The following is a 25367-nucleotide window of genomic DNA, read 5'->3' on the forward strand; positions in this document are numbered from 1 at the left end:
AATCATGAGGCAGCGACGGACAAGGGCAGGAACGGACTGGGCCTGCCGTGCCATGAGATGCGCACCGCGTCGCGGGCTCGGGTGGTGGCGACGAAGAGCTGGTTGCGGCTCTTCTTGAGTTCGCGCTCGTAGCGGTTGGGGTCGGCTGTCTCGTACTTCTCGATGAGAGAGGCGCGCGGGAGGATGCCATCGCTCGCGCCGATGACCGCGAGCTTCTGGTACTCAAGCCCCTTGAACCGGTGCATCGTGCCGATGTGGACCTCGCCGCCGCCCTGCGGGCCGTCCTTGGTGAGGGTCGCCGTGGTGATGCCGTGCTTCGTCTCCAGGTCGATGGCGACGCGGCCGGCCATCTCGCCGTCGGCGACGCAGACGGCGATGGTGCCGCTCGGGTCGCGTACGGTGCCGTCCTCACGGGGCTGGGTGATGTCCGCGCGCCACTGCTTGAGAGCCTCGGCGAGCTGGGCGATCTCGTCGGTCCAGTCGGCGCAGGCGACGTACTCGGGGGCCGGGCCGTGCAGCAGGGAGTGGTAGCCGTCGAGGGTGTCGGTGCCGTCGTCGAGGTCGTCGTAGGCGGCCCCGCGGACGACCTTGGCGGCCTGGTCGAGGATCTCCTGGGTGGTGCGGTAGCTGAGCGTCAGCTTCGAGGCGCGACCGCGGATGTGGACGCCGACGGTGGAGAGGGTGACCTGTCGGTCGTAGATCCGCTGGTGGGTGTCGCTGGCGATGAACAGGTCGTCCGGGCCGGACGCGACCATGGCGCGCAGCATCTTCCAGTGGGCGGGGCTGAGGTCCTGGGCCTCGTCGACGACGATGTGGCGGTAGCGATGACGCAGGTAGCGCATCGCGGAGCTGTTGTCGTCGAGGTGGATCAGGTCGCCGCCGCCGATGTCCGCCTTGTGCTCGGCCCGGGTCCGGATCTTGTGAGCGCGTTCCATCTCGTAGCGGGCCGCGCGTTCGGCGGCCTGGGCCCAGGTCTCACGGCCCATGCCGTTGAGGCGCAGGGTGAACTGGTCGAGCAGCTTCCAGATGGCGGCGCGTTCGGGGCGGTTGAGGGCGCGGCCCATACCGGCGCGGCGGGCCTTGAAGTAGTCCTGGCGGGTGGCGAGGGACTGGCCGAGGACGATCTGTTCCCATTCGTCGAAGAGGAACTCGGCGTCCCAGCGTTGCTCGTCGTGTTCGAAGAGGACTTCGCGCAGCACGTCCAGAGCCCGGTCGTCGGCGATCAGGCCGCGCTGTGCGCCGGGCGCGGTGTTCTCGTTGAGGACGCTCTGGGCGAGCTGGTCGATGTGCTTGATGTCGACCCGACCGAGCAGCGCGGGGTTCATGAGCGAGGTGAGCCGGGAGCGCAGGTCGGCGGTGAGGTTCTTGGTGTACGTGGTCAGCAGGATCGGCTTGCCGTGGCCGGGCGGCAGAGCCGCGGCGAGGCGTGCGACGCGGTGCAGGGCGACGATGGTCTTGCCGGTACCGGGGCCGCCGCTGACCCGGGCGGGGCCGCCGTAGTTTCGTTCGACGGTCTTGCGCTGGGTGGGGTGCAGGTAGACCTTCCAGGCGCGGAAGTCGCCCTCGGCCAGGACATTGCGGATGTCGTCGTCGACCGTGGTGACCGCGGTACGGGTGAGGGCCGCCGCCATGTCGTTCTCGAAGCCCGGTTCGAGCTCGGCGGAGGCAGGTTCGGTGATCTCACGCTCGACCTCGTCCACGGACATGCCGGAGCCGAGTCCGGTGAGGACCTCGGCGGTCAGACGCGGGGCGCCGACGATGAGTTGGTCGAGTTCCTCCTCGGTCGTGACAGTAAGGGCGAGGCCTATGAGGGCGTCGGCGACACCGAGTCGACGCAGGTTCTCGGGAGTACAGCCCGCGAGGAGCGGTTCGGCGGGGGCGGCCGGTCGCTCCGTCACGACGGGGGCGGGCGTGGGCTCGGCCGGTGCGACGTGTTCGTCCGGGGCCGGGGTGAGCTGGAGTCCCGCGCGCTGGAGGACGCTCTGGCCGACGATGCCGAGGTCGACGAACTCGATCTCGCCGGTGATCCGGTTGATGGCGACGGTTAGTTCTTCGTAGACGTCCTTGCGGTGACGGACGGCGACGATCAGCCACTGCTGGATGCCATCGGCGCCGACTCCCGCCCGGGCAAGGAGCGCCCGGTACGAGCGGTCGATCTTGGCGCGGTAGATCCGGCCGTCGCCCTTGAGAGGCTTGAGATCGAGGCTCGGGTGATCCGGGTTGAGACGGAATTGGTGGCAGAAGTCGTAGAACTTAGTCTTGACCGACGAGTCCATCTTGTAGAGCTCGTTCTCGGCCTTCTGATAGAGGCTCAGGCGTGCGGTCATCGTGAGGCACTCTGTTCTTCGGAGTCGGGACGTGCGGTGGCGTCGGGGAGCACGGTCAGCAGAGCGTCGAGATCGGTGAGCCAGTCGTCGGCGGAGCGGATGGTGAACCCGGCGTCGCGGTAGGCGCTCCAGGTCTTGTCGCTCTCCTCGTCCGCCTGGTCGTACGGCTCGGCCATGACGGCGATCCGCCGGCCACCGTGGTCCCAGGCGAAGTCGGCGAGCCACCCGCGTTCGCCGAGCTCGTAGCCGTAGGAGGGGGCTTTCTTGCCACCGTCGGCCAAGACGTGGGCGAGGCGGGTGAGAGGGGCGTCGGGGTCGTCCTCGTCGAGGTATTCGAGGATCTCCCGGTCCCACAGCAGATCGCGCACCGCTGCTTCGAGAGGAGTCTCGTTGGACGCCTCGACGGGCACGGGCCGCGGTGTGGGTGCGCCGGTGCCGTACCGCACGACGAGGGACTCGAGTTCTCCGAGGCCACCGAAGGCCTTCAGGATCGAGGTGTCGAAGCGGCCCGCGGTGGCGGTGGTCAGCTGGACCCCGTCGCCGTCGTCGTGGGCGAGGAACTGCAGGATGTTGGACCACTGGAGCCAGGCGCGCCAGCGCGCCTTGTGTTCGGGCGTGCCGAGTTGGTCGCGTGCGGTGTCGTCGAGGCAGGCCAGGGCGGACCAGCGGCCGGTGGCCCCGTCGACGAGAAAGGCGACTGGGAGACCTGACTCGTCGCAGGTCTGGAACAGGTTGAGTGTGCCGGTGCCCTGGACGGGTGCCGGGTCGATGCCGTCGGTGCCGCCCCAGGCGTCGAGGAGATGGTCGAGCGCCTGGCGGGTCCGGTCGGGGCTGCCGTTGCCGACGAGCATCTCCTTGCCGGTCCCGAAGAGTCCGCCGACCACGGCCGAAGCTCGCTTTCCCCAAGCCGCGTCGTCCGGACTGCGCAGGTAGGCGAGAAGCATGGTCATCGGGTCGGTGAAGGCGGATCCGGTGAGATCGTCGTCACCGCGTTCGGCGTAGAGCTGCTTGGCGAGGTCCTGGGCACTGTGCGGGTACGGCGGCCACACCGGCTCGGCCGCCTCCCGCCCCGCGGCGGACTCCGCCGTGTTCGTCTGCCGCTCGAAGGCGTCGAGGTCGTCCCACGTGAGCTGGAAGACGGCGCGGCCCTCGGACCGGAGCCGGTTGCGCTTGTCGGCGTCGCCTGCGAGCCGGTTGTGACGGCGGGTGGCGTGGAAGCGGTGTCCGTCGAGGTAGACGGTGATCTTCTGCTTGGGAACGCTGGAAGCCTTGGGGCCGTCGACGCGTTCGAAGGTGAAGTCGGTGCGGGTGTATCCCTCGTTGCGCTGAGCGGTCAGACGCCAGCCGTGCACGGTGCCGACCTCGTCGAGACGCAGGTAGGCGCTGTTGTCGCTGCTCTCCTCCAGGACGGCGTCAGCGCGCTGTCCGGCCCACCCGCGCAGTGCCTTGAGGAAGCGGGCCTCCAGGTCGGACTCGACCTGTCCGTCAAGACCGATCTGGTCGGTGTTGCCGACCTTCTTGGTGTCCCAGGCGTCGGTGTCGGTACCCAGGAGTTCGTCGAGGATCTCCAGGGCGGCCTGGCGGGACACGCGATCGATGTGCTGTTCGTCGGCGTAGAGGTACAGACAGAGGTGGCAGGCCTGCACGCCCTCCCCGTTGCACGGGCATTCCACGAGCAGTCGGCGCGCACCCTCCAGCACCTGACGGAAGGCGGCGGGGTCGGTGAGGCGGTCGAGGTAGCCGGTGCCGTGCGGGAGACGGTCGTACAGGACCAGGAAGTGCCGTGTCTCCGCGGTGTCTCGGTCCGGCATGGTGGCCAGGGTGGTGGCGAGGTGCTGGGGGTCGCCACCGAAGGCGCCGTCCACGCCCAGGCGCAGGGCCGCCTGGAAGGAGTGGACCTTCTCCTCGACGAGGACGGTCGCCGCGGGCAGCAGGATGCGCAGCGCTTCGGTCTCCAACTCGTGGGCGAGCAGCACCGGTTCCTGGGGTACGCCCTTCTTGCCGCGTCGCAGCGGGCACCAGGGGGTGTGGTGCTTGAGTTCGCGCTGACGGTTGGCGGAGTTGTCGACGGCGTCCCGGTCGTCATCGAAGACCGGTCGTCCGTCGGCGCTCGCGGCTCCGCAGGCGGTGCACACGTGGAAGGGGGCGATGCGCACGGGCTTCCCGGCAAGCTGGTCGTTCTCCTGGGCGCCGATGCTGAGCGGTCCGGCGTTGATACGGCGGATGACGGCGCGGCGGGTGTAGTCGACGCCGAAGATCTCTTTGGTGTGCCGCCAGGACTTGCCCACCGCGAAGTCCTTGGGGTCGATGTCGACCATGTCGACGACGGTGTAGAAGCGGCGGTCGCGGTCGTCGCTCTCGTCGCCGATCCTGGCGTCCTCCCGCTTGTCGCGGGCCGTCACGACACTGGGCTGGACGATCTGCCGCAGACATCCGGAGTCGGCGATGCCCGTCTCCTCGCAGCGCGGGCAGGGCGTCGTGTCGTTCTCGGCGTTCTCGGTGCGGACGTAGCCGCACGAGGGGCAGAAGCGCCAGTGGCGCCAGTCCTGGTCCCGGCCGGTGACGATGTCGATGCCGGTGATCCGGTGCTTGTAGCCCTCGGCGTAGAAGGTGTTGCCGGGGGCGAGTTCGGACAGGGCGAAGCCGCGCGGCCGCCCGTAGGAGTACGACTTCGACTTGTAGCGGGGTCGGCCCTCGGGCGTGGTGCCCTCGGGCCAGAAGACGGTGGCGTCGAGAGTGGTCGTGGCGTCGATGAGGGCGTAGTTGGGCAGCAGTCCGAGGTTGCACAGCACGGTCTGGGCGGGCTGACGCTGTCGCGTGGCACCCTGCCTGGAGATGGCGCCGAGCTCGGCCTCCAACTCCGCCTTGGTACTCGCCTGTTCGTCGTCGCCGTCCTTGGGGAGCTCGTCGATCGCGGAACGGATCGTACGGATACGGGTGCGCAGCTTCTGGTTCTCGCGCTCCCACTCCCGCTCGGCCTTCTCGATCGCGCTGCGGATGCCGCGTACCGCGTACTTCTCCAACTCCTCCTTGGCGGTGTCGCTCACGCCGGTCGGGAAGAGCGCGAGGAAGCCCGCGACGAGCTCCTCGCCGTGGGCGAGGGCGGCGTCGGTGAAGTCGGCGAGGTAGCCGGAGGGGCCGAAGAGTTCGTCGACCCGACGCGACAGGGCGGCCAGCGGCCTGCCGTCCTCGCGCAACAGCCGTCCGCGTGCCGCGAGATCGAGCAGGTGGGCGGTGTACTGGCGGCGCAGGATCTCGATGGCCGACAGATAGGAGCCCGGCGGTACGATCCGCCCGTCGATCATGTCTCGTGGCCGGTCGAGGAAGTACAGGTCGCGGCGGGAGCGGTCGGGGATGGTCAGCAGGAAGGCGTTACCGGTACGGCGCCCGGCCCGGCCCGCCTGCTGGGCGTAGTTGGCCGGCCGGCGTGGAAGAGCACCGAGTACGACGGCGGACAGATCGCCGATGTCGATACCCATCTCCAGGGTGGGCGTGCAGGACAGCACGTTGGGGTCGTTGAATCCCTGGCCGTTACGGAAGGCGTCCTCGACGCGTTCGCGCTTGGGGCGGGAGAGCAGACCGGTGTGCTCGGCGGTGATGACCTGGTAGGTACCGGCTCGTCGGTACAGGCTGCGGTAGTAGTCGTCGCGGTAGTCGCGGTCCCGGTCGTGCCGGTCCACGGTCTCCAGCCACCGGTCACCCGCGACCAGCCGTCCCTTCGCGCAGCGATACGCCTGGCAGGGCTGCCCGTGATACTGCGCCAGCAACGAGGGGTGGACGGTCTGCTCCCAGAAGCACTTCGGGCAGCGCACGTACGACTGGTTGACCCGGGCGTCGGGTAACAACTGCAGCCGGATGGCGCCTGGTTGAAGACCGTACAGTCGTACAGCCGTGTCGCTCGGGGTGCGCGCCGCGAGCAGCCCGGCGTCGGTGAGCCGGGGCAGTAATCGCACCCAGAACTCGTCGGCCTGCTCACGGGTCATGTCGAGGCAGCGCTGCGCCCAGATCTGGTACCAGGCCAGACGCCCGGCGGCGAAGTCGAACTCGCTGCTCTGCTTCGGCCGCGCGAGCAGGAAGCTCGGTGCGGAGACACCCTTCGGGAAGGCCTTCATACCGCGCGGGCGGCCACCCCAGATGTAGTAGCGGCTGGTGCCCGCCTCGTCGAGGAACTTCTCCAGCCACCGGTGCCCGACCGCGCCCCGCGTGCGCAGCCGCTCCAACAGCCCACGCAGGAAGGCCAGATAGCGGGTGTCGTCGTGTTCGGTGAGGGCCAGCCCGTGATGGGCGGCTTCCTCATGGGCGGCACGTACGAGGGCTACGGCCGCCTCCTCGTCGGGGATGTCCACCCAGGCGGCCGCGGTACGGGTCAGTTCGAGGGTGCGACCGTTGCGGGAACGGTGACCGAACTCCATCACGGCCTCGAACGCGAACCGTTCACCGATCAGGTCCCAGGTCTTCCTGTCTCCGCCCCGTCCCGCGCCTGACAGCAGGCGCGCCACGCCCGTGTCGTCATGGAGGTCCGGCGGTACGACGGCGGCGAGCGTCTCGCGATCGGTGGTGGCCGCGACGACGTCGGCGACGAGGTCGTTGAGCGCGCTGGGCCGCTGCTCGCTCAGGTGCTTGGTGAACAGGGCGCGCAGGGAGAAGGTGTACGAGCGGGAGGCGACGAACCCGGCCCGGTGCGCGGCGTCCTGCACCGAGTGGTTGAACAACAGCGTCTTCGTCTCACGCTGGTCCTTGTCCATCTCCCCGCCGGTGAACAGCTGGGTGACGGACGCGGCGGCGAGCGCGGCGGCACCCGTACCGACGAAGCGGATCGCGTTGTGCGTGCCGCAGGCCGGGCACCAGTCGTCCTTGGCGGCGCGTTCCGCGGTGTCGCCGAGCTGGACGAGGACGAAGGCGGAGTCGGGGCCGGCGGGCGCCGGGTTCCCCTCGTCGTCGTAGTCGCCCTGGGGGTCGGGCAGACGCAGGCGCTGGGACAGGCCGTCGAGCACCATGAGCACGCCCGCGCCGCCGGTCGTCAGCGACTTCTGCGCTGCCGGGTCCATGACGGTACGGCCGTTGCCCTCACGGGCTTCGTTGTCGGCGGCCGCCACCAGAGTGCGCACCTTGGCTTTGTCGGCGGTGACGGTGGCCCGGCGGATCTTGTGGGCCTCGAAGTTCAGCTCCTCGAAGTCCGACTCGGGGGCGAGGACCGACCACCCGGAACGCCCGCACTCGCGGCAGTACACCGCGGGCAGGAAGACCTTGGTGTCGCGGGAGGTGGTGGTGTCCGGCGTCGTACGCGACTGGCTCCGCGCCCCGGCCGTGTCCCACGCGAACTCGGCCTTCGGCCAAGGCAGCACGCCACGCAACATGCGCGTGACGGACCGCGCCCACTGGTGCACCTCGATCTGTACGAGGGGGCGGCTGATCGCGGCCGGCGCCTCCGGATCGCGCGCCACGGAGAGCAGGGCGACGAAGCGGGCGAGGGCCGCCGCGGCGATCTGCGGCCGCGTCGTGATCGCCTCGTCCCAGCTCCTCGCCCCACTGCGGCGCATCACGTCGAGCACCTCGTCGTAGGTGTGCACCGTGCCGTCGAAGGCGTTCAGGACCGCGTACGTGAGCCGGTTGCGCTTGAGCGCGGCGCCGAGGGCGACCGGCTCGGTGACACGGCTTCCGGTGACGGCCTCGGCGAGGTCCGCGAGCGCTTCGGGGCCGGAGGCCGGGTCCGGTAAGGAGGTCAGGGTCTCCGGGGGCGTGGCCTGACCGGGAAGGAATCTCGCGTCAGGGATCGACTCGTCCTCGCCGAGGATGAACTCGTCCACCGTCAGCCGGTCTTCGCCGACGATCGCGTCCTCGGCGAACTCGGCGCCGAAGACGTTGGTGGCCACGGAGAGAAGTTGGGCCACTCCGTCGGCGTCCGTGCCGGAGGCGAGGGTCGCGGAGGTGGCGACAGGAGTGATGGCGCCGAGTGGCTTGCCGGGCTGGTTGGCATCGACGGCGATGGCGAGGCGGCGCAGCAGCATGGCGACGTCGGTGCCCTGCGCGCCGTCGTACGTGTGGAACTCGTCGACGACGACGTAACGGATGTCGCTGCCGTCCCACAGCGGTGCGTCGGCGGCCCGCTGCAGGAGCAGGTCGAGCATCTTGTAGTTGGTGATCAGGATGTCCGGCGGGGACAGCTGCATGTCCTGGCGGCGGGTGTACACCCGGTCGTAGTGCGTCGCCGCTTTCTCCCCGATGTACAGGCCGGCTCGTACGCCGCTCAACTCGTCGTAATCAGTGAGGAGTTGGTTGATACGGGCCGCCTGGTCGGTGGCCAGGGCGTTCATCGGATAGAGAAAGACCGCCTTGACCCCGTTGTTCCCGGCCGCGCGTTCTCGGGCGCAGTGATCGAGTACGGGGTACAGGAACGACTCGGTCTTGCCGGAACCGGTGCCTGTGGTGACGAGGGTGGGCTGGGGTGTGTGGCCGTTCTTCGAGGTGAGCCGGGCGAAGGCACGGGCCTGGTGGGCGTACGGCGTCCAGCCGTCGGTACGCACCCAGTCCAGGTGCTGCTGCCAGCCGTCGTCGGCCGGAGTGAAGGGGGTACGCAGACGGAGGTACGGTCCGCGGAACATGCCCGTCGTCTCGTCCCCAAGGAAGGCGTGCAGGGCTTTTCGGGCGCCCTCGTCCGCGAGGCCGTACGTCGTGGACAGGTACTGGAGCAGGCTCTCCTTGAGTCCCTGTGCTTCGAGGGTCGGCCTCACGGGGTCGGGACCTCCATCTTCTCAGGGTCCCATTGGCCCTTGGCTACGGCTTCGTCGAGGCGCTGCTTGAAGTAGGCGTGGGCTTCGCGCATTTCGCGTTCTCGGTTGGCCTTGTAGAAGGGGGCGGTGTAGCCGTCGGGGGCAGGGGCGGTCTTGGGGTCCTTCTGGTGGGCCTCGAACTGGGTCCAGTGGTCCTTGGTCTGGTCGAAGCCGTAGGTGTCTCGTTTGGCCGCGATTTTGCGTTCCTTGGCATCGAACGACGTCACATCGTCATATCCCTGCAGCACTGCGAATCGGGCCCGGTACATGGCGATGAGCGTGTTCGCGTCGATGCCGAGCCAGACGGCGACGAGCGCGTCGATCTCAACGAGTGCGGCTCGGCGTGCGTACTCGGAACGGAGCGGGGTGTCGCGCTGCCAGGTGGGGGTGACCTTGTGCAACTCGGTTGTGAGGTAGGGCCATTCGATCGCCCATGGCTCGTAGCCCAGCCAATTCGGGTCGTAGAGCTCTGCCCAGAGGTCGGCGTAGGCGGTGGTGAGGGCGTTTAGGCGGAGGGCGCGGAGGAGGAGGGCTGGGGCAAGGGGGTGGTCATCTTGAGGAGCTGGAAGGCGCTTGGCCTGGGCCACATCGAGGTGTCCGACACCAGCGGTCCGAAGCAGGTAGTCAACCGGGAGCGCCGCCAAGAAACCTGCGGAGAGCAGGGTGAGGCGCGTCGTCGCCAGTCGAGCGGAACGCACTGCGTGGATGTGGGTTGTCCCTGGCGGGAACACGGCGCCATAGAGCGCACGCTCGGTGTCAGGGGCAACCATCTCGCGCCATGCAACCCGATAGTCCTCGCTGTACGGATAACTCGCCTTGGCGAGCAGGAACTTCTCGACCAGCTCGTCCTCGACTTCGTCCGCCTGAGCCTTGCGCTTCTCCGCGATCCGGACCCGGGCCTGCGCCCGCTCCTCCTGCGACGCGAGCAGCGCCTCGTACCGCTCCCAGTCGGGCCACCTGTCCTGCTCGCCGAGGAACACGTCCCGTGGAGCCACACACCGGTACTCCGACTCAGGCACCGCGTCGTCGGCGATTGCCATCGGGGAGAGGCCGCGCCTTTCGCCCTTGCCCTGGCTCGGCTGCTTGAACATCGGGTTGGCCACGCCGATCTGCGGGCCCTTGAGGATGACGTCGCTCCATGTTGTCGCGTGGTAGTCGTCCTGGCCGTCGATCCCGGTGTTGTAGTCGATGAGCTGCTGGTTCTTGTCGGGGCCGAACTGCGCCTTCTTGGCGCCGCTTTCGTGGTACCCAGGGGAGATATCCGGATGGATGGCACCGAGTCGCAAGGCATAGATCCCCAACACGTCGATCGCCGGATCCTCCGCCGTGCTCACAGGGGTGAGCAGGGGCGTTTCCTCCAATACCCCATCCTCGCCGGCGAGTCGCTGCCACCGTTCGAGGGTTCCACGGGTAACGCGAACCATCCTTTTCGGGTGAGGCCGTTCATCCCAGCTGCCGTTGAACCTGACACCGGGATCCTCTCCAGGGTCATCAGCACCACCCGAGAATCGCAAGACATCCACCGAGTAGAGCCAAGCCAGCGAGTAGAAGTCGACTGGCTGGTCGGGGCCGTAGATGTGAACGCCAAAGTGGGTGGCGTCTCCAACCGGTTCCGGGAAGAACCGGTTATTGGCGTTCACGAAGTCCCCGTGCATGCGCAGCCGTCGGTATGCCGCCGCCCGCAGCTTCGCCTCCTTGGCTCCCGCGAAGTGCGTGTCCGGGTGCACCATCCCTGCTGCCCCGCCGCGCCCCGCGTGACCCCACACCTCACACATGAACGCCCGGTACAGATCCGGCTGGCCCCCCGAAACCAGCGGGTAGACGGGCGCCGCCGATAGGTAGCTCGCCATCGTCACTGTGTTCGTCACCTCACTGAGCAGGTACTCCTGCACCTCCTCGCGTGCGAGTTCGACATCCCGCCTCCGGTTCTTGTCCTCCGCCTTCGGCTTCTCCGTGAGCATGAACCACGGCTCGTACTCCGCGAGGACCGGATTCTCTTTCCACTCCGGCCGTACCCACGGTGGATTACCCACCTGAAGGTCGAAGCCTCTCGCCTCGCCGGTGAAGACACCAGCGAAGTCCAACTCCCAGTGCAGGAAGCCCTGTTCTACCGCGATGTCACGGACGACCCGCATCCACGGATACCGCGTTTCGACCGCCTTACGGGCATCGTCCATGCCCATCTCGGCCTGGACCAGGTCTTCGAGCTTCTTCAGCTCCTTCAAGGAGTCAACCGTCGTGGCGAAGGTGTCCTCCGGCACCGTTCCCGTGCCGAGCATGGACTCCAGGAAAGCGATCCAGTCGTCCACGTCCGCTAGCGGAATGACATCGCGGCGGCGTGCCGGTCCACTGGCCTTCTTGGGAGCGGAGGAGGCACGTGCCTTCTTGGCCTGTTTCTTCCCGGCCTCGTTGTCGCTCGCAGCCTCACCCAAGGAAATCTGGTCGCCATCCATGCTGAACAGGAGGCCGGGCTCAAGGAATTGAGGCGCAGGCGTGGGCTCAGGCACACGCTCCTCGACCTCCACCGTCGGCGCAGCTACCGATGACAGCAACGCATCCAGGTCGGCCCCGGCCTCCGCCGTCACCACCGGAGCCGTCGCATACTCCGCATCCGCCCCATCCAGCAGCGCCACCTTCTCCAGCGGCCAGAACCACAGCGCGCACCACGCGTCCATGACCTGCTTGAGCCGCCAGTACGGGGAACCCTCCGCCGCGAAGAGGTCCTTGAAAACGTGCTCCTTGGTCAGAGGCAGACTCTGGTCCGGGTTCTGCTTGTCGCGACGGAGAAAGGCGTACTCCTCTGCGTCCTCCTCACGATCCGTCCCCCACACATCGATGGTGCGGGCGATCTCCTGCTCGCTCAGCTCCATGCGCTTGGCGACCAGCTTCCACAAGAACTCGACGCGAAGGGCCGCAGCCTGCAACCGGGCGAGCTGGCTGCCCTTGCCGCCCGTCGTCTTGGGCTTGGCTTGAACGCCCTTCTTCCACGCCTTCAGTTGGTCAACCTGCGTCCCCGCGAGCTGCTCCACCAACTTCTTCGCATCCCCGCTCGCCCCGCGACCGCGCCCCAACCAGGCGTGGGCAGCAGGAACTGATGCACAGCCCCATCCGGCAGCAACTGCTCCGCACCGTCCCCAGCCGACCGGAACGGCAACTTGGTCGGCGTCTGCGCGCCGATCGTCCGCTCCTTCTTGATGCGCTCGGCCTCGTACACCCAACGCCTCGCACCAATAAGGGAGTTACCCCGCCGCAGGTGTAAGCCGAACCACGGCGCACGCATACCCGGGTGCATGGTGTTGAGCCACAGCGACACCTCCGCCAGCTCCACACCCGTCGCGTTCAGGTCGATGCCGTACGCGTTGTGGAGGGCGATGTACGCCTTCACCTTCTGCTCGGCATCCAGAGTCTTCGACGTGTCCAGGCTGATGCCCAGCTCGTTCTGACGGCGCTTCAGATACTCCTTGGCGACCTGGTTGATCGCCTCGTTGAGGAACGCGCCGGAGCCGACGGCCGGTTCGCAGAGCGTGTAGCGCAGGAGCTCGCTCGCGCGGGTCCGGACCGTGTTGCCGTCTGCGTCCTTCTCCTGGTCGAGGCGGTGCTTGAGCGCCAGCTCGACGGTGACCTTGGTGAGCGACTCAGGCGTGTAATAGCCGGCGGACATCTCGCGGTCGCGGCCGGCCAAGCGGTAGACGAACGTACCGGGTGCGTACTTCTTGGGGCCGCGCAGGCCGTACTGTTCGGCGTCCTGGGCGGAGTACACGACGTGTGTGTTCTCCGGATAGACCTTCAGCCGATCGGCCGGGATGAGCCAGGACCCCTTCTCGGGGTCGCCGTACTGCTTGTCGCCCTTCTTCGCGCCGGGCTTGGCGACCTCGGCCCGGTCGTCCTTGGCGATGATGCCGGTGTAGGACATCAGGCCTTCGTAGACGGCGCCGAGCTGGTTGATGCCGAGGTTGCGGTAGGAGATGAAGCCGCCCTGTCTGCCCTTCTGGCCGGCTTCCTTCATGGTGAGCAGGCGCAGCACCTGGTGCAACGCCTCGTTGCGCAGCCGCAGGTCCAGCCACCGTGGCTGCTCGTTCCCGTCCTCGTCCCAGTGGGGGTGGAGGATGCGGCGGCCGATGAGGGTGATCGACTTCGGGTCGAACAGCTCGCTGCGCAGCGGCTCGAAGCGCAGGCCGCGCAGTTCGCTGCGTTCCTCGGCGGGCTTGTCGTCGTCCGCTTCGGTGCCGTGCGGGCTGTGGCCGTAGTTGACCTTGTTGAAGAGGACGTCGAGGGAGGCGTAGAGGTGGAAGCCGCCTCGGCTGTCCTCGTCGACCAGTTTCCGCTCGCGCGCCACCAGTTCGCGCAGCCGGGCGATCGAGTATCCGGTCTCGTACGTGGAGTCGTCGGCGGGCAGGATGCCCAGCTCGGGGCGGGCCTCCGCGTAGAGGAGGAAGAGGATGCGGTAGAGGTAGCGCAGCGATTCGCGGGTGAGCTGTTTGGCGAACGGGCCCTTCTTGAGGTCCTCGATCTCCCGCGGCTCGACCTCCTCCTTGCGCAGGCGTGCGAGTACCTCGTTCGCGATGATCTCGACGGAGTGCTGGAGTCCTTTGCGTAGCTCGGAGTTGACGCCGACGGCGTTGTCACGGGAGGCCTTCAGCAGGTCGTCGATGCGTCGCCCCTTGCCGTCGGGGCGGGGCGCGAGCATGTCGCGGGAGAACAAGGCGGCGAGGAGGGCGAGTTCGCCGGCCTTCGCCGTGTCGTTGCGGGCGAGGGCCGCGTCCAGGCCGGCGGCGAGATAGCGGCCTTCGGCCCAGGCGTTACGGTCGGCGAGGACTAGCACGCCGCCGCAGAGGAGTAGGACGAAGCGGGGTATCTCGCCGCCCGGCTCGTGCAGTTCGCTTTGTAAGAGCCAGCCCGCCAGCTTTTCGCCGACTTCGAGGAGGCCGTCGGCGGTCTTGAGGGGGTGGAGGAGCTGCCCGGCCTCGTCGGGGTTCAGGGCGTCGTCGAGGCCGGCGGTCCAGCCGCAGTCGAGGGCGACGATGCCGTCTCCGTGCCAGGCGACCTGGAGTTCGTACTCCCTGCCCGCGTTGTGCACGGTGATCGGCTCAGGACGCTCACCGTAGCCGAGGGCTTCGAGGACAGCGGTGTGCCAGGTGGTGATGTGCTCGGCCCACTCGCCCGTCGGGTCGTCGTAGGTGCTTCCGAGTTCTTCCTGCTGGGCGCGGGAGGCCAGGAAGGGGCGCACGGTGGCCAGGTACTCACCGCGAAGGCGGGGGAGGAGTTCGCGCGGAGTGGGCTGTGGGTCGTGAGGGTCGGTCTCGCGGCTGGTCCACAGGGTGAACAGGCCCTCGTCGCCCGCCTTGCCCTTCTTGAGGGTGTTCTCCAACTCCTCGCTGAAGTAGTGGGCGGAGAGGTATTCGCCGCGGTTGGCGAAGGAGTCGTAGGTGTAGCTCATCGTGCGGACTCCTCGGCGTGCGCGGCGGACACGGTGGCGGTGTGGAGGGGTTCGAGGACGCCGAGGACCCGCAGCATCGGGTCACCGTCGGTCCGCAGACGGCGTACGAGGTCGCGGCGGCGGGCGGCGGTGTCGTACACCTGCTTACGGCGGTGCTGCTGGTTGCCCACGGCGATCAGCGCGCCCTGCTCCCAGACCTGAACCCGGTCCTCGTACGGGGCCAGGTAGGAGTCGACCTGCTTGTCGTAATCGGCGCGGCGCTCACGCAGGTGGGTCTCGGCCGCGTCGACGGCCGCGGGAACGAGTTCCTTGAGGAGGTCGGGGTCGACGGGGTGGGCGCGGCCAGGCATGTCGGGGCCTACGCCGCAGGCGGCGAGGAACGCCGAGTCCATGCGCCATACGCGGGGCGTAGCCCCGGCGAGGCCGGTGACAGCCATCCACTCCACGACCGTCGGCTTGCCCGCCGTGTTGGAGTAGACGCCCTGGAGGAGGTAGACCGGGCCGGTGAGGGCTTCCGGCAGAGCGGCGTCGATTCGTCTGGCCTTGTCGGCGTCGGGCTGGTAGGCGAGGACGAACGCCTCGTCGTACTTGAGCTTGGCGAGGACCTTGTCCGTCACCCAGTCGAGCACGGGGTGGATATCGGAAACGTAGGAGACTGTGGGCCACTGGGACGTGGGCTCGTCTGTCTTGCCCTGCTTGGCGTTGCGGGCGGCTTCCAGGCGGTCGGCGGCGTACTGCTTGTCGAAGGTGATGCGCAGCGTGCCGTCGTACTTGGGTGTCGTGAGGATCTTCTCCTGCTCCAGGTACGACTTCGGCAGCTCGCGGAAGCGGTACTGCAGGTCGTCGGGCGGAGTGAACTCGATGCGGCCGTGGGCTGTTTCGGGCTTCCAGTCGAGGGCCTCGCGCTCGGCCTGGGGGTAGATGAGGTCCACGGCGGTGTGGAAGTACGCCTTGGTGTCGGCGAACACATGGGGCACGTCTGCCTGGGACACCGCGGCCGTGCCGAGCGTGCCAGGGGCGGCCGTCGGGTCCGCGAGCCAGGCGTTGGCACCGGCCAGCAGCCCCGCGAGGACCCCGCCGGATTCCTGCTGGGACTGCTTGATGGAACGCTCGACGGTGCCGCCCTTGATGAGGTCGCGGGTGAGGCGGTCCTCTTCCTTCTTGTCGCTGTAGAGGCCGGTGACGGCCTCGGCGCTGCCCTCGCCGGTCTCGATCTCGTGCGCCTGGGCCTCGCGGCGCAGCAGGCGGGTGCCGACGAGCCGGTCGTCGAGCGTGAGCATCTCGCCGCTCTCCTCGTCACGCCTCCAGGGCACGTCTGCGGTGAGGGTGAGGGCACGGAACTCGGGGCTGACCGCCTGTCCGTAGCGGTCGATACGTCCGTTGCGCTGCTCGATGCGGATGAGGGACCAGGGCAGGTCAAAGTGGACGAGGTCGTGGCACTGGTGGTGCAGGTTGACGCCCTCGGAGGCGATGTCACCGGTGAACAGCAGGCGCACCGGCTCCTCGCGTCGGCCGAAACGGTCGACGATCTCCTGCTGTTGCTGCTCGTTGGTGGTGTCGCCGTGCATGACCTCGACAGCGCCGTCGTACGCCTTCCAGGGGCGCGTCGCGTCGGGCTTGGCCTGGTTCTTCTTCTTGAAACCGAGCCGGGCCGGGACTTCCCGGGCCAGCCAGTCCAAGGTGTGGACCCGCTCGGAGAAGATCACGACGCGGCGCTCGGAGCCTGGGCCGACGCCGAGGTCGTCCTTCAACGTGCGGACGAGCGCGTCGAGTTTGGCGGAGTCCTGGTCGGTGAGGTCGGCGACCAGTGACGCCAGCTCGGCGAGGGCTCTGCCCTCGGCGGCGAGGGCGGCACGGCGCTTGGGGGAGTCCGTCTTCTTGCCGTCCTTGCCCTTCACCATGCCGCTCATGGGGTTGTCCAGGTAGGCGCGGCGGCTGGTGAGGGACTTCCGTAAGGCGACGTGGGAGGAGAGGAAGGCCTTCAGGAAGTTGTAGCCGACCAGAGGATCGGCACAGACCGACGAACGGTTCGGGTCCCCCGGGGTCCACTCGCTCGCGAGCTTCTCCAGGACGGCTGTCTCCTTCCGCGTCGCCGGAGCCGGCACCGGTAAGGAAGGGCCGCGCTCGGCCCAGGGCTTGCCCTTGAGGCCGTCGCGCACCTCGCGGTCGGTCTTGGTACGCCTGATGTAGAGGTGGTCGAGGTCGGCGACCTTGTAGTTCTTGGGGTCGGCGATCGCCGCCGGATCGAGCATCCGGATCAGCTCGGCGAAGGATTCGGCGTCGCCGTTGTGCGGAGTGGCGGAGGCCAGGATCAGTGCGTCGGTCTGCTCGGCGAGGCGGCGGGCGAGGCGGTTGTTGCGGGTGCCCTTGTTGACGAGGTTGTGCGACTCGTCGATGACCACCGCGTCCCAGGTGATGTTCTCCAGGTGGTGGGAGTACGTCGCCGACTTGAGGGTGTCGACGGAGACGATGACGCGCTTGAAGTGGGCGAACGGGTTCCGGCCTGCCGGGATCTCCTGCTGGATGCGCTGGATACCGGTGGAGTCCAGGCGCACCAGCGGCAGGGCGAAGCGGGTCCACAGCTCGCGCTGGAACTGCTCCAGCACATGCGCGGGCGTGACCACGAGGATGCGTTCGCCGCGCCCACGCCGGATCAACTCCGAGAGCGTGACGCCGATTTCGAGCGTTTTGCCGAGACCGACCACGTCGGCGATCAGCAGCCGGGGTTGCGGGTTCCGCATGGACAGCGCCAGCTCGGCGGGGCGCAGTTGATGCTCCTGCCGGTCCATGAGGAAGGAGTCGGCGAGCGCGATGCCGTGCTCGGTCTGCGGCAGCGCGGTCTTGCGGATGACCGCCTCCAGGTAGAGGCGGGCCTTGGCGTGCTTGGACGTGCCGTCGGGCACGAGCTGGGTCTTGCGCGGATCGAGTACGTCGATCTGGTCGAGGCCGGAGTAGAACACCGCGTCCGTGCCACGGACGAACGAGGAAACCCCGCTGACCTCGACCATGAGTCCGTCGCGGGACTCCGCGACGGACTTCACGAGCCATTGCTCGTCGCGGATGCGTACCTGGGCGCCGGGGGCGAAGGCCGGCCGCGTACCGGCCGGGGACGCAGCCCGAGTCGTGTCGGCGTCGCGCGCCTCAGGAACCTCGGGCTGTATCGCCGCGGTCACGTGGTGCTCCTCTGTGGACTGTGTGCTCGTGATGTGCGGTGTGCTGGTACCCACCCTTTGTCCGCCCGGACCGGCACCGCCGACGAAAGGGGGGAAGAAGGGGTCAGCGCTTCGACCAGGTGAGAGCCGGGCCTGTCGCGTAACGCTTGCGCAGTTCGTCGGCGACCCGCCGGGAAGCGGGAGGGCGGCCCCTCTGCGGCGCGGGTTCAGCCGGGCTTCCGGGTCCGAGCTGGGGCTCCGGCACGAGCACGGGTGGGGGCGGATTCTCAACGTCGTTCTCGATACCGCTCTCGGCCGGGGAGCCCGGACCGGATTCACCGTCGGGCGGCGGGACGGGGATGTTCTCCGCCGGGGACGCCGACTCTTCGCGCAGCAGCCTTTCGAGCGAGTCGAGTCGGTCCAGCATCGGCGTGTCAGGCTGGGGCGGCACCATCGTGGGATGGTCCTTCGGCGTCGTCTCCTGGATCAGAGCGCGCCGTGCCCGGGCCGGACTCGTGCCCAGCAGACGCATCAGGTCGGCGCACTGCCGGGTCACCTCCTCCAGGGAGGGGCGGTCCTCCGCCTTGTGCGCCAGCATGGCCGTCACGACGGGGGTCAGCTCATCGGGCAGTCCGGACAGATCGGGGCCGATCTCGGCGTTGACGACCTGCGCGGCGACCGCCTCCCACCGGGCGCCGTCGTACGGGTAGTGCCCGGTCGCCGCGTACAGCAGAACGGTGCCCAGGCCGTACACGTCGGCGGCCTGTGTCACTTCCAGCTCACCCAGGGCCTGTTCGGGCGGCATGCAGCGCACCGTGCCGATGACCATGCCGGCCTGGGTGAGCGACGCGTTGGACGCCCCGACGAAGGCGCCGAGGCCGAAGTCGATGATCACCGGACCGAAGTCGCCGAGGACCACGTTCTGAGCCTTCAGGTCGCGGTGGACCAGGCCCGCGGCGTGCACCGCGGCGAGCCCCTCGGCCAGCAGCGCGCCAAGGCTCGCCACCAGTGGTGTGGACAGCGGACCCTGGTTCGTCACGACGTCGGCGAGCGGGCGGCCGGGGACGTAGTCCATGGCCAGCCAAGGCTGCTCGGCGAACGGGTCCGCGTCGATGAAACGGGCCACACGGCCCGTGCCCGAGATCGTGCGCGCGATCGTCGCCTCGCGTTCGAAACGGGCGCGCGTGTGTGGATCCGTACGGTCGGGCCGGATCACCTTCACGGCGACCGGTTCGCCCGCGACGGAGTAGGCGAGGTACACCTCCCCCATCCCGCCCGCACCGAGCCGCCGCTCGACGAGATACGGACCGATACGTAACGGCAGAGCCGCGCCGTTCACCGCACACCCCCATGACTCGCGCAACGACTGCGCGATCGGTAAATCCTACTTACCGATCGGTGTGCCATGGGAGGCGGTGATCACATCGTGTCAGATCAACTCGACGAACCCCGCCCACGCCTCACGCGACACCATGACGAGGGGCCCGGCGACGGCCTTGGAATCCCGGACGTGCACAACTGCCGTACTGGCCGCGACCTCTACGCAATCGCCGCCCTCGGTCCCGCTGTAGCTGCTCTTGAACCAGGCAAGGGCCGAGGCGATGGTTGAGGACTCAGCGTTGTTCATAGCGATCCCAACAACCCTTCGATGAAAGTCAGTGACTCTCGCGGACTGAGAGCCTGCGACCGGATGATCCCATAACGGGCGGCGGCGAGAGTCGTCCGTTCGGGGTCGGTCTGAAGGGTGCTGGTTCCCTCTGCCTCGGCGTACACGAACTTCTTGCCGTCCTTGCGCGTGACGACCGTGAACGGCCCGTTCACACCCGCGTTGTCCTCGCAGTCCGTCGGCATGACCTGGATCTCCACGTTCCGCTTCTGACCGATCAGGAGGAGGTGCTCCAACTGCCCCCGCAGGATGCCCCTTCCGCCGTACCGGTGCCGCAGCACGGACTCGTCCATCACGAAGCTCAGCAGCGGCGCGGGCCGCCGGTCGAAAATGTCCTGCCGAGCCAACCGTGCGGCCACCCGCAGCTCGATCGTCTCCGGGTCCAGAGGCGGACGCCGCATGGCGAGCAGCGCCCTCATGTACTCCTCGGTCTGGAGCAACCCCTTGACCACCAGGGCGTCGTAGGAGAGCAGCTCAATGGCCTCCTTCTCCAAGGCGGCCATCCCCTGGAAGAACACCGGGTACTGCGCCCGCTCCACCTCGTCTTTCCACACGCTCAACAACCCTGCCGCGTGGAACACTTCGTCCGACTTGTCGATCGTCCGGCAGCTCGGGATCCGCCGTCCCTGCTCGTATGACGCGACTGTCGCCGCCGAGTACCCGATCGCCCTCCCGAAGGTGTCGCGGTCCAAGCCCTCCCGCATGCGCAGCGTCTTCATAGTGTGTCCGAACGCGATCACCACGCCCCGCCCGGCATCGTCCTCCGGCCGCCGCCCGCCCCCGTCGTCGCTCTCCCACCCGTCCCCGAGACTCACGACTGCTCCACCGGCGTCCGGAACACCTTCGTCCCCCGCTGCCGTACCCCTGCGTTCCGTCATCGACCCCTCGCCTCCCTGGCCCAACGCCCCCGCGGGGAACGCCGTAACGCCGCGCGCCTCGTACCCGTACCGACGCCGCACGTACAGCCGGTCCACGCGGTGCGTCACCGCTGGTCACGCTACGCCACCAAGGGGACCGTGGTCAGCATGACAATCAAGCCCGGCAGCCCCACCGCCCCCATTCAACTCACCGACCCCGCCCCGCACTTGACTACCGCCCCCGACCCGTCCGGCCACACCTTCGAGATGCGCTTCACCTCCACACCGCGCGGAGCACGCCTGGCCCGGCGCCTCGCGGCCCTCCGTCTGGACGCCTGGGGCATCCCGTACGGCACCGAACCGCACGAGGACGTCGTGCTGATCGTCGCGGAGCTGACCGCCAACGCCGTGCGGCACGGCCATGTCTCCGGGCGCGACTTCCACCTCCGCGTGCATGCCGGGGGCGACGGCCGCACCGTGCGCGTCGAGGTCACCGACACCCGCGCCGAGAGCCTTCCCCGGCTCCTCGCCGTCCCGGACACCGCCGGTACCGAGGAGACGGGCCGCGGGCTGCTCCTCGTATCGCGCCTGGCCGCGCGCTGGGACTGGCATCCGCGGGTCTACGGTCCGGGCAAGACTGTCTGGGCTGAGTACGAGCTCGTACGGTAGTACTGTGTAGTACATGGAGACGACCGCTCGCGAGTTCAATCAGAACGCCTCGAAGATCCTCGCCGCCGCCGAGCGCGGCGAGCGGATCACCGTGACCAAGAACGGGCGGCCCGTCGCCATACTGTCGCCGGTGACCGACGAGGACTCGACCGACTCCGGTGGTGAGGCCCGGCCGTCCAGCCCTGCCTATCCCTTCCGTACGGATCCGATGGGGGACCTGGACTTCCCGGACCTCGGCGGCCCCGCGCTCGACAACGACGAGATCGAGGCGACGCTGCGGGGCATGGGTGGCGTGGGAATCTCGGAGGACGGCGATGAGTGACATCCCGGTCGTGATCGCCGACACCAACGCGCTGTACCGAATGTTCGTACCGAAGGATCCCCGTCACACGGCCCACAGGGATGCGCTCGCCCGCGTGGGCCACCTCGTGGTCTCCCCGTTGGTCCTTGCCGAGCTTGACTACCTGCTGACGCAGAGAATCGGTCTCGCGGCCTCTCTGAACGCCCTGGACTTCATCGCCCGGCAGGCCGAGGCACGCCGCTTCACGGTTCCCGACGCCGCTCCTCACCTACGCGGAGCCATCGCGGTCATGCGTGGGTATGCCGACGCGGACTCCGGTGCGGGAGTAGGGCTCGCGGACGCGATGAACGTGGCGCTGGCGGCCGCCTACGAGACGGCGGACATGTTCACGACGGACCGGCACTTCCGTATGATGCGACCGCTGACCGGCCACCCCGCCTTCCGGCTGCTCCCGGACGATCTCTGAGCGGGAGGCGGGGTCCCGGCGTCCACTCAGGCCGCGCCCCGCCTCTCCCAGCGGTCCCGGAACCACGCCAGCGTCTCCGCGAGCAGCTCCCGATTGCGGTTCTTCTTCAGCACTGAGAGACGGAAGCTCGGGTGCAGCTCCAGCTTGCCCTCCGGGATGTCGACGCCCTCCAGTTCGTTGAGGCGCGTGAGGAGTTCGAGGCGCAGGCCACGGTCGGTGAACGGTTCCCGCGCGGCGAGGTACTGGAACACCACCTGTGCCGTGCCGCCCCGCCCGCCGCCCGGATAGAGCGTCAGCGGCCAGATGCCCCGGCCCGTCGTGCCCGCCTCCCCGAGCATGAGGAACGCGCTCGTCGTGACCTGGCCCGCCCCGTGCCCGATCCAGCCGCCGAGTTCCTCCCAGCGAGTGATGAGGGTGCGCACCGCCTCGACCGTCTCGGGGGAGTCGTCCGCGGCGAGTTGGCGGAAGAAGCGGTCCGCGCGTGTCTCCTCGTCCTGGTTGCCCGGCATGCCTGGTGCGGTGTCCGAGCCGTCGGTCTGGTCGTCGTCCTCGGCGACCAGCAGAGCGAGATCGTCAGCGGTGAGGCGCTGGACGGGATCGGCGGCTCCGGTCACCGTGAATGCGACGCCGGCGGCGGTCAGCCGGGAACGGACGTCGCCTTCCTCGTCCTCTGAGGTCCAGCTGAAGCCCGCGGAGACCTTGCCCTCGGAGGTGAGTACCCGGTAGGCGTTGGCCACCCCCGGTGTGCTCGCCAGGTGGTTGCCCACCGCCTGGGCACCGGAGCCGAGGAACGCGGCGAGATCGCCGTAGGACGTCCAGGTGCCGTGGGGGAGTGCCGCGAGCGCCTGGTGGGCCAGGCGCCAGTCCCGGCTGCGCTCCGCGCGGCCGACTCCGCGCAGAGGGGCCGGCCACAACGCCACCGCACGGTCGGTGAGTTCGTCGGCGCGAGCAAGGATTTCCTTCGCGCCCCAGCGTTCTGTCGCGGCGATACGACGATTCATCTCCAGATGGCTGCCCTGCAGCAGGCCCTGCTTGCGCTCGAAGGGGTGGTTCGACAGCTCCGAGTTGACCGCGGTGAGCGTTAGGTTCCCGAGGGTGTGCTGCAACCGGGAGTGCAGGTCCTCCGCGCGCTCTCCGCCGGTCACTTCCTCGCTCAACATCCGGAGCCACTCGTCGCCGGGCGACTGCGGCATGACGTGCTCGACGGTGAGCTGCGCGGCGGCGAAGTCCACCGGCTCGGGATGCTCGTAGCTCTCCTCCAGCCGCCGCAGCACCATCTTGCGCTGCTGTGGGCGTCCGAACTGGTAGAAGGGCGCCTTCTGGATCTTGTCGCGCAGGTCGTCGTCGTCAGGCCAGAACCGGTTGTCGGCGGAGAGCAGTTGGTGCAGCCCTTCGGCGACGGGCACGTCGAGCGGCAGCTGCCCGGGAACGGCCTGGAAGATCCTGTTGAGGTTGTTGAGCGGCACTCGGCAGATCATCCGGCGCACCAGAAAGCTCTCTATGTACGACATCGCACGGGCCGTGTCCGAGGAGTCGAGGGCCCCTTGCTCGCGCCGGTCGAGCAGCAGCATCAGCGCGGGATAGGTGACCTGGGCCTGCCAGGCGTCCAAGCGGTGCAGATGGGCGCGGACCGATGTGTCCGGCTCCTCCTCGGGGTGCAGCAGGCGGCGGAAGAGAGCGGCACTGCGGTGCAACTCCTTGATGTACGCCTCGATCTCCTCCTCGCTTGCCTTGCCGCGCTCGAAGCGCTGCTGCTGAGCCGCGTAGAGGTCCTGGCGGCGTACCCGGTCGTCGCCGTCGAGGACCAGTTGCAGCCACATGAGCTGTTCCAGCTCTTCGTTGCTCAGGCTGTCCTGCAGCGGCAGCCAGTAGGTCTCGTAGACACGCTCACCGCGGGTGGGCAGCTTCATGAACAGGTAGTTGCGCAGCAGGTCGGCCTGACTGAGCTTGAGTCCGGTGTTGTTGAGGGACTCGAAGATGCGGTGCACGTTGTCGCCGCGTTCGGCGGTCACCGCCACCAGCGTCAGCCGGGAGGTGATGGCCTGCTCGATGCGGAACACGTCCTGTGGGGCGGCGGGGTCGGCTGCCTCGACCAGCTTGCTGCGGAAGTAGGCGTAGGCCGCGGCGACACCACCGCCGGCGGCCTGTTCCGTGCGCGGGCCGCGGACGTGCGCGGCGAACTGAGGCCGGTCCGCCTGGGTCGGCAGCAACCGGAAGTGGTCACTGCCACTCTTCCGTTTGTTGATCAGATATTCCTCGTCGATGCGCTCGGCCTCGTCGGGCTCGGCGTCCCTGACGTGATCGCGGATCGCAGCCAGGGCGAGGGAGAGCGTAGTCAGCCTCTGCTGGCCGTCGACGACGAGCCAGCAGGGGAACGTCGCCTCGTTCTGCGGCGACGGCGCCAGCACAACGGACCCCAGGAAGTGCGTGTTCGCCTTCTCCCCGCGCTCGATCAGCTCGGCCTGCTCCAGGATGTCGCCCCACAACTGTCTGAGCTGCTTCTCCGTCCAGGAGTACGTCCGTTGATAGAGAGGGACCTGGAACTGCTGGGCCCTCCCTTGCACGAGATCGGCGAACAGCGTCTCCTTCGCCTGCATCATTGTCCCCCTTGGCAGTTGATGCGGTCGTGGCACGTGGGAACGACCATAGGGCCTCCGGCTGACAGTCACGGAAATGCCTCAGCGCTCGTCCACACACGCGTACCACAGCGCGTAGGTGCCGTGCTGATGCCGGAAGACTGATACGAGGCGCTCTGGTTGCTCGCCGAGGGCCTTGACCCCGACGACATCTGCTGGGCGCTGGTGGCCGTACGCCAGAAGACGATCGTCGGTCCGGGCATGGGGGAGGAGATGGCCGGGGACGACCTGGCCGCCGCCGTCATCCGGACCCGGATCCGCATCGCGCTCGGCACCGGCCTCGACGAACTGGCCGACATCCTGGCCAAGCCCTTCGCCGCCAAGGGAATCTTCCTCCACCCCTCCGGCGGCACATTGCCTACCGGCCCAGGTACGTCGGGCCCGCCCAGGTCACCGGCGAACTCGGCACCAGCAACACGGTGTCGCCCTGCACCGAGTCAAGCATCTGCTGGCCCGGGTGCCCGGCACGCAGGTACTTCTCATCACCTACACCGAAGCCTCGGCCCGTTCCTTGCAGAGCCGCCTTGCCTTGCTGCTCGACCACGACCGGACCCTGCTTGCCCGCGGCGACGTCAACCACCGTCGGCCGTCGCACTCCTCAGTACCCTGACTGTTGGGATGTCCCAGGAGGTTTGCAGGCGAGGGCGTTCACTGCGCTGCGCGTGGTGTTTTGACCGTCTCTCCACGGCATCGAGTCGAATCGGTGTGCACGCGATGTGCACGGTCTTTGATCGCGTGAACGCCCGTGCAGGTGAGAAGCCGCTTTCGCCCGCGGTGAATCTGTCCCCGGCGTACGGCCCGGCTCGTCTGTCGGCGGGGCTCTGACCTGGCCTTATGGGCCGGTCGGGGCCTTTTCCCGTGTCTGGGGGCTTCCCACTTCCACCATCGCCGCCTACGCCTCTTACGTGCACCAGCGGGAGTTCGCACTGCGAGGCGGTGGCCGATGCGGTCGATGTCGAGCACAGTGCTCGCGATGCCCAGGCGGAGACGGAGCGTCAGGAAGAACAGCATCAGGCGGCGGCGCACGCGGAAACCCTGTGGTTTTGCGGGGCAGTTGGTGCTGGAAGGGCCGCTGTGTCGCAATGG

At 68.4% G+C, this 25367-nt stretch carries 14 protein-coding genes; 3 read left to right on the forward strand and 11 right to left on the reverse strand.

The window, feature by feature from the left end; translation table 11 throughout:
- Nucleotides 1–2: 2 nt before the first annotated feature.
- The 8 genes from R6V09_RS02585 to R6V09_RS02620 all read right to left on the reverse strand — a co-directional run bounded on the left by R6V09_RS02585 (nucleotide 3) and on the right by R6V09_RS02620 (nucleotide 20230).
- Nucleotides 3–2327, reverse strand: a complete 2325-nt coding sequence (locus tag R6V09_RS02585) for a UvrD-helicase domain-containing protein (protein ID WP_317879677.1) — start codon at nucleotides 2325–2327, stop codon at nucleotides 3–5.
- On the reverse strand, nucleotides 2324–9058 hold the full coding sequence (locus tag R6V09_RS02590) for a DEAD/DEAH box helicase (RefSeq protein WP_317879678.1): 6735 nt from the start codon (nucleotides 9056–9058) through the stop codon (nucleotides 2324–2326). Before R6V09_RS02590 ends, R6V09_RS02585 begins: the two co-directional genes overlap by 4 nt.
- Nucleotides 9055–12126: a hypothetical protein gene (locus R6V09_RS02595; protein WP_317879679.1), complete on the reverse strand. Its 3072-nt coding sequence runs from the start codon at nucleotides 12124–12126 to the stop codon at nucleotides 9055–9057. The genes R6V09_RS02590 and R6V09_RS02595 overlap by 4 nt, the downstream gene beginning before the upstream one ends.
- A complete protein-coding gene (locus tag R6V09_RS02600; protein WP_317879680.1) occupies nucleotides 12090–14534 on the reverse strand; it encodes a hypothetical protein in 2445 nt (814 codons plus the stop codon). The genes R6V09_RS02595 and R6V09_RS02600 overlap by 37 nt, the downstream gene beginning before the upstream one ends.
- Nucleotides 14531–17707, reverse strand: coding sequence for a DEAD/DEAH box helicase (locus R6V09_RS02605; RefSeq protein ID WP_317879681.1), 3177 nt, complete (start codon nucleotides 17705–17707; stop codon nucleotides 14531–14533). Before R6V09_RS02605 ends, R6V09_RS02600 begins: the two co-directional genes overlap by 4 nt.
- A 103-nt stretch (nucleotides 17708–17810) precedes the next feature.
- Complete coding sequence (locus R6V09_RS02610) at nucleotides 17811–19025, reverse strand: serine/threonine-protein kinase (RefSeq protein WP_317879682.1); 1215 nt, start codon at nucleotides 19023–19025, stop codon at nucleotides 17811–17813.
- A 90-nt stretch (nucleotides 19026–19115) separates the two neighbouring features.
- Nucleotides 19116–19313: a DUF397 domain-containing protein gene (locus tag R6V09_RS02615; RefSeq protein WP_317879683.1), complete on the reverse strand. Its 198-nt coding sequence runs from the start codon at nucleotides 19311–19313 to the stop codon at nucleotides 19116–19118.
- Nucleotides 19310–20230, reverse strand: a complete 921-nt coding sequence (locus tag R6V09_RS02620) for a helix-turn-helix transcriptional regulator (protein WP_317879684.1) — start codon at nucleotides 20228–20230, stop codon at nucleotides 19310–19312. Before R6V09_RS02620 ends, R6V09_RS02615 begins: the two co-directional genes overlap by 4 nt.
- Nucleotides 20231–20377: 147 nt before the next feature.
- On the opposite strand from R6V09_RS02620, the gene R6V09_RS02625 reads away from it, so the two are divergent.
- Genes R6V09_RS02625 through R6V09_RS02635 form a run of 3 tightly spaced genes read left to right on the forward strand, consistent with a single transcriptional unit; the run spans nucleotide 20378 to nucleotide 21645 of the window.
- Complete coding sequence (locus tag R6V09_RS02625) at nucleotides 20378–20878, forward strand: ATP-binding protein (protein ID WP_317879685.1); 501 nt, start codon at nucleotides 20378–20380, stop codon at nucleotides 20876–20878.
- A 13-nt stretch (nucleotides 20879–20891) separates the two neighbouring features.
- Nucleotides 20892–21200 (forward strand): type II toxin-antitoxin system Phd/YefM family antitoxin, encoded by a 309-nt coding sequence (locus tag R6V09_RS02630; protein WP_317879686.1) that lies wholly within the window; start codon nucleotides 20892–20894, stop codon nucleotides 21198–21200.
- On the forward strand, nucleotides 21193–21645 hold the full coding sequence (locus R6V09_RS02635; protein ID WP_317879687.1) for a PIN domain-containing protein: 453 nt from the start codon (nucleotides 21193–21195) through the stop codon (nucleotides 21643–21645). The genes R6V09_RS02630 and R6V09_RS02635 overlap by 8 nt, the downstream gene beginning before the upstream one ends.
- Before the next feature lie 26 nt (nucleotides 21646–21671).
- On the opposite strand, the gene R6V09_RS02640 is transcribed toward R6V09_RS02635, so the two are convergent.
- The 3 genes from R6V09_RS02640 to R6V09_RS02650 all read right to left on the reverse strand — a co-directional run bounded on the left by R6V09_RS02640 (nucleotide 21672) and on the right by R6V09_RS02650 (nucleotide 24861).
- The gene (locus R6V09_RS02640) at nucleotides 21672–24245 is read right to left on the reverse strand and encodes a GmrSD restriction endonuclease domain-containing protein (protein WP_317879688.1); all 2574 of its coding nucleotides are present in this window, start codon (nucleotides 24243–24245) and stop codon (nucleotides 21672–21674) included.
- Nucleotides 24246–24323: 78 nt separating this feature from the next.
- Nucleotides 24324–24620: a hypothetical protein gene (locus tag R6V09_RS02645; RefSeq protein WP_317879689.1), complete on the reverse strand. Its 297-nt coding sequence runs from the start codon at nucleotides 24618–24620 to the stop codon at nucleotides 24324–24326.
- A 19-nt stretch (nucleotides 24621–24639) separates the two neighbouring features.
- On the reverse strand, nucleotides 24640–24861 hold the full coding sequence (locus tag R6V09_RS02650; protein ID WP_317879690.1) for a hypothetical protein: 222 nt from the start codon (nucleotides 24859–24861) through the stop codon (nucleotides 24640–24642).
- Between the last annotated feature and the right edge of the window lie 506 nt (nucleotides 24862–25367).

Source organism: Streptomyces sp. W16 (assembly GCF_033194735.1).
In the GTDB taxonomy this organism is placed as follows: domain Bacteria; phylum Actinomycetota; class Actinomycetes; order Streptomycetales; family Streptomycetaceae; genus Streptomyces.

Bases quoted from the DNA above. Each gene is read 5' to 3' on its own strand.
- R6V09_RS02640 (WP_317879688.1), bottom strand. From the start codon at position 24,245: ATGATGCAGGCGAAGGAGACGCTGTTCGCCGATCTCGTGCAAGGGAGG.
- R6V09_RS02635 (WP_317879687.1), top strand. From the start codon at position 21,193: ATGAGTGACATCCCGGTCGTGATCGCCGACACCAACGCGCTGTACCGA.
- R6V09_RS02630 (WP_317879686.1), top strand. From the start codon at position 20,892: ATGGAGACGACCGCTCGCGAGTTCAATCAGAACGCCTCGAAGATCCTC.
- R6V09_RS02585 (WP_317879677.1), bottom strand. From the start codon at position 2,327: ATGACCGCACGCCTGAGCCTCTATCAGAAGGCCGAGAACGAGCTCTAC.
- R6V09_RS02620 (WP_317879684.1), bottom strand. From the start codon at position 20,230: ATGACGGAACGCAGGGGTACGGCAGCGGGGGACGAAGGTGTTCCGGAC.
- R6V09_RS02615 (WP_317879683.1), bottom strand. From the start codon at position 19,313: ATGAACAACGCTGAGTCCTCAACCATCGCCTCGGCCCTTGCCTGGTTC.
- R6V09_RS02600 (WP_317879680.1), bottom strand. From the start codon at position 14,534: ATGAGCTACACCTACGACTCCTTCGCCAACCGCGGCGAATACCTCTCC.
- R6V09_RS02625 (WP_317879685.1), top strand. From the start codon at position 20,378: ATGACAATCAAGCCCGGCAGCCCCACCGCCCCCATTCAACTCACCGAC.